Below are 4,294 nucleotides of genomic sequence, written 5' to 3'. Positions count from 1 at the left end.
GCACTCCAGCGGTGCCGACCGCTCGCCATGAGATGTCGCCCCAAACCTGACGCTCGTGCGCAAATTTCAGCCCACCCAAAATCCCTGCACCGACACACCGGTGCATTAGCCCCGACTAACGATATCACGTCCGTGATTACCAACAAGTTTCAACATCGCTATGCGCCGGAAAGCCGTCCGGGCCGGCGTGTCGTCAGGCCGGCTTCAGCCGCATCGCGGCGAGATACATGAGCGCCGAGGCGGCCTGCCCGCGGTCCCAGCCGGCGGCCTCGACCTTGCGGAGCAGGGCGTCGAGATGCGGAACCAGCATATCCCTGCATTCCTGTTCGTAGACGGTGCTCGTCGCCGGATGCCGCGGTGCGCCGATGGTCAATGCCTTGGCCATGTCCGATTCCCCCTTGGAGCGAGCAATAATATGCCGTCAGCCGGCAAACCGAAAATCGCTCTTGCTGTACGGTGTGACGCTTCGAAAGCCCTCTGCGATCCTGTCGAGAAAAATTGGACTGATGTGTCGGACCTGGCGCCGGTCGCGCGTCCTAGGAGCGATCAACCTGCAAAGCTGGAGAACGAGCATGTCGTCGCAAATCACTCAATCACCGTGGCGACCGCGGCCCTTGTCGTCGCCCGGCTGATCTTCGCCGGCGTCTTCCTGATGGCCGTGACCTTCAAGTTCATGGGCATGGACGCCACCGCCGGCTATATCGCCGCCGCCGGCTTTCCGTTTCCGCTGTTGCTGGCCTGGTGCGCGGCGATCCTGGAGGTCGCGCTGGTGCTGTGTTTCCTGACCGGCGCCTTCTTCTCGCAGGCGGCCCTTGTCGCCGCCGCCTATGTGCTGTTCCTCGGCTTCGCCTTTCACGGACCCCGCCACTGGGCCGGCAACCAAGCCGAGTTCGGCTTCTTCATCGACCATTTTTCGTTCCTGGCCGGACTGCTGTTTGCGGCCGTGCATGGACCGGGCAAGGTGCTTTCGCTCGACCTGGGATGGCCGGGCAGGGCGTAAGGCGAGGGTTGGAGGAACACGCCTGCGGCTAATGCATGCTGGTCGGGTCGAATGAAGCCAACGCCTCCAGCCCTTTGTTGATCAGCCGCAGCCGGGAAGGTGCTGCGCGGCCTCGCGCAGTCAGCAACAGCTGGTGCACCGGCAGGCTGAGCAGCCAGCGTCGCATCTGATGAATTTTCGCCTCGTCCACGTGGCTCCAAAGTGCGCGCTCGGTGGTGTCGTTCTCGAACACAAAGTTTGCCCCTGACTGCATGAAGTTGGCCAACTGCAGCGTGGCATTGATCGACGGTGCAGCAAGCCATCTTCCCAGCATCGCGGCCAGATCGAGATCAAGACAGGCGATGCCGCAGATCCAGCTGTCGGCTTCCTCCTCGTCGGGATCTTCCTGAAGGGCCTGCGACAAGGCGCCGGCGAACAGCGCGCGGATTGCAGCCTGCTCATGGAGCGGCCAATCCAGCCACTTCCCCTTCTTCAAGCGCTCGGCAATGATCGATGGATCGGTCCCCGTCCACTGTTGGTCACGGATAGCCTGCTCGAGGATGCGCGGCAGGAAATGCTTGTAGTCGTCAACGTCTCCCACCGTGGTCATCGCGTAGCCGGCATAGGGGCCGATCTGATCGCCGGTCAGTTCTCGCAACGGAGCGGAGCTCAGTGTCTTCAGCAACGCGACGGGATTGCGCAATGGCGAGGCATGTATGGCATGCGGCCTCGGATAGGGCGCGAATGCTGCATAGCAGTCGTCGATCAGGCGCTGAAGCTGGTCGTCGGGCTGCATGCCTATTGCCGCTCCCGCTCGGCGAGCAGCGTCATCGTGATGGCGAGAATGCCGTCGACCAGCGCATCCAGGCGATTGCAGGGGAGGTGGGATGTTGCCGGCATTTGGCTGTTATAAGCGAAAGCACATGAAAAAGGATAGACGCAGCAACCCCAGGGCAAGCCGGCGTCAAATGCTCGAAAGCTGCGTCCTGTCAGCGGCGTTTCCGATCCGGAAGGCGCGGAACCAGTTCCGGCTGGAGAGCCGAGGCAAGCGGCCTATTCCCGCGTCAGGCGCTCGCCATATTCGCGCCATAGCGCCTTCACCTCCAGGCCGCCGAGGCGCGGGATCGACGGATCCCCCGAGGTGATGGCCACAGTGCTGATATCGTATTGGGGATAGGCGTTGGCGACGAAGCGGATCGCTTCGCCAAGCGAATGCACGCGGATGACGGGATCAGCCTGGCCCTGGCCAGTGCTGCGCACACCGGAAACCGTGGCCGGAGCATGCCGCATCCTGAACACGGATGCCATGGCTGGTCTGTCCATCGTCCTCTCCCACAAGGCCGAGCGACGGGAATCATTCCATGAGCTGTGACTGATGGTCCCACACAAGCCGGCTCATGAAAAGCCGGCTGGCAAAAGCGGCATTTCCACGGGTCTACCGGCCGTTGTCGCCGGCTTGGCGCCCTCACAGCTGGTCGTTGTAGGGTTCCTTTATCTTGCCGACCATGCGGGCCAGCTTCGAGAAAGACGGCATGTCCGCCTCGGGCTGGCACTGATTGGCGAGTTCCAGCAGCCGGATCGGAAAGTTGACGGCGTCGCGGCTGGATGCGGACATGCCTTCGGATCGCTCCTGGTTGGTTTCGCCGGCCTCGGTCTTCCGCAAGGCCAGGTCGATTTCCTCCGCCGTCAGCACCCCCTTTTGAACCAGGAGGCGGTTGATCGAGGCGACGGCCATCAACAGGCCTTCGAGTTGCAGGTTGGCGACATTCATGGCGATTGCTCCCGTGGCTGGGGTTGAAACGCGCGAGCGGCATTTCCGCTCCAGAAAGGGTGCGGGCGAACGCCTATTCCTGCGTCAGCCGTTCGCCATATTCGCGCCACAGCGCCTTGACCTCCAGGTTGCCGAGGCTGCTGATCGAAACATCCCCACAGCTGATGGCGACGGCGCTGATGTCGTATTGGGGGTAGGCGTTGGCGACGAAACGGATGGCTTCGCCCAGCGAACGCACGCGGATGACTGGATCGGCCTGACCCTGGCCGGTGCTGCGCACGCCGGAAACCGTGGCTTGTGCATGCCGCATCCTGAACACGGATGCCATGGCTGGTCTGTCCATCGTCCTCTCCCACAAGGCCGTGCGACGGGAATCATTCCATGAGCTTCGACGAATGATTTCACACCTGCCGGCTTATGACCAGCCGCCGGCAAAAGCAGGGTTTTACGCGCTTGCCAGCGTCGCTCCGAGTGGGAGTTCCGACCGGTCTAGGAATTTTTTCTCAAAAAACGGTTGACGGGGTGAGTGCAGCTATGCTACATTTTTGCCCATGGTGCTGAGTTGCGCCACTGACCCGCCGCCGAGGCGGGTTTTTTGTTTCTGGCTTTGTGCTGCCGTATTTTGCGAGACGTTTCTCGTCGTCAGTCGAAGGTTGAATCGGCATTCGCTTGACGACCCGAAAGGTCGGCTCCTTGGACGACAAAACGTCAAGGCATGTCCAGCCGGTCACGAAGCGATAATGTGTTGCCGGGTGCTGCGTGAACTTCCACGTCTCGGACTGCGTTGTCTCAAAGGTGGCGCCTTCGACCCGATAGGCGAAGTGATGAGGAATGGGACCTTCCCTGGGCGTGTTCTCATGCTCGGTGCTCAGCGGCATTTCGTCGAGGATGCGGATGATCACCTGATTGGTGAACAGAACACGCAAGACATGGTGTTCGTCGCCGGGGATTATGAAGTCGGCCACGACCGCGTCATTTGTCCAGCGCAATTCGCGCAGGTCGCTTTGGACGCAATCTATCTCGGGGGTCACTCTGATCGGATGGTATCGAGGCAATCGGACTCGCCCTCTATCTAGGCCATCAGCCACCGCGACGCCGCCGCCTTTGATTGAACCAAATTACACCAGTCTTCAAGAGGGTCACGATGTACCGCTACGCCACCATCATCACCGATGCTGACGGCCAGGAAATCGTCAGCGCCATTGGCGAATTCGAAGGCACCGCACCGCAGCCCCGCCTGGGGCGTATCGAGCAGGTCGCACCCGGCGTAAAGATCGGCATGGTGCGGGATGCGGCCGGCGGCTTTTGTTTTCCGCAGGCCGGCATCGCCGGGCACCTTGTCGGTCTGGTCATGGCGCGTCTCAAGGCGCGGGCCGGTGTGGCAAAGCCTGTCGGTGCGACGAAGCCCGCCCAGGCGACAGGGCCGAAGCGCGCCAAGAAGGCAAAGAGGAAAACGGTTCGCTCGAAGAAGCGAGCCAGCCGGCCCCGACCGGCGGCACCCAAGGCCGAAATGGTTTCCGCTGCCGGTGCCAGCGCCATGGACC

General features: G+C 61.9%; 9 protein-coding genes. 2 read left to right on the top strand and 7 right to left on the bottom strand.

Annotation, left to right across the window (positions count from 1 at the left end):
• Positions 1–193 precede the first annotated feature (193 nt).
• Positions 194–385: a hypothetical protein gene (locus EN749_RS31740; RefSeq protein WP_127270775.1), complete on the bottom strand. Its 192-nt coding sequence runs from the start codon at positions 383–385 to the stop codon at positions 194–196.
• Between the two features lie 267 nt (positions 386–652).
• Here EN749_RS31740 and EN749_RS31735 point away from each other — a divergent pair, with 267 nt between their 5' ends.
• Complete coding sequence (locus EN749_RS31735; protein WP_245491536.1) at positions 653–1,000, top strand: DoxX family protein; 348 nt, start codon at positions 653–655, stop codon at positions 998–1,000.
• A gap of 28 nt (positions 1,001–1,028) precedes the next feature.
• On the opposite strand, the gene EN749_RS31730 is transcribed toward EN749_RS31735, so the two are convergent.
• From EN749_RS31730 to EN749_RS37915, 6 genes are all read right to left on the bottom strand, one after another.
• Entirely contained in the window at positions 1,029–1,775 is a 747-nt protein-coding gene (locus tag EN749_RS31730) for a hypothetical protein (protein ID WP_127398313.1), read from the bottom strand.
• Positions 1,776–1,777: 2 nt separating this feature from the next.
• Positions 1,778–1,879: a TMEM175 family protein gene (locus EN749_RS39145; RefSeq protein WP_245482815.1), complete on the bottom strand. Its 102-nt coding sequence runs from the start codon at positions 1,877–1,879 to the stop codon at positions 1,778–1,780.
• A 153-nt stretch (positions 1,880–2,032) separates the two neighbouring features.
• Complete coding sequence (locus EN749_RS31725; protein WP_127398315.1) at positions 2,033–2,302, bottom strand: hypothetical protein; 270 nt, start codon at positions 2,300–2,302, stop codon at positions 2,033–2,035.
• 142 nt (positions 2,303–2,444) lie between these two features.
• Positions 2,445–2,750, bottom strand: coding sequence for a hypothetical protein (locus tag EN749_RS31720; protein ID WP_127398150.1), 306 nt, complete (start codon positions 2,748–2,750; stop codon positions 2,445–2,447).
• A 73-nt stretch (positions 2,751–2,823) separates the two neighbouring features.
• A complete protein-coding gene (locus EN749_RS31715; protein WP_127398148.1) occupies positions 2,824–3,093 on the bottom strand; it encodes a hypothetical protein in 270 nt (89 codons plus the stop codon).
• A 160-nt stretch (positions 3,094–3,253) separates the two neighbouring features.
• Entirely contained in the window at positions 3,254–3,781 is a 528-nt protein-coding gene (locus EN749_RS37915; RefSeq protein ID WP_189367833.1) for a hypothetical protein, read from the bottom strand.
• Positions 3,782–3,894: 113 nt separating this feature from the next.
• On the opposite strand from EN749_RS37915, the gene EN749_RS37910 reads away from it, so the two are divergent.
• A partial coding sequence (locus EN749_RS37910) for a hypothetical protein (RefSeq protein WP_189367832.1) occupies positions 3,895–4,294 on the top strand: 400 nt, incomplete at its 3' end.

Source organism: Mesorhizobium sp. M7A.F.Ca.ET.027.02.1.1 (genome assembly GCF_004022985.1).
In the GTDB taxonomy this organism is placed as follows: domain Bacteria; phylum Pseudomonadota; class Alphaproteobacteria; order Rhizobiales; family Rhizobiaceae; genus Mesorhizobium.
This window is presented reverse-complemented; position numbering and strand designations above follow the sequence as displayed.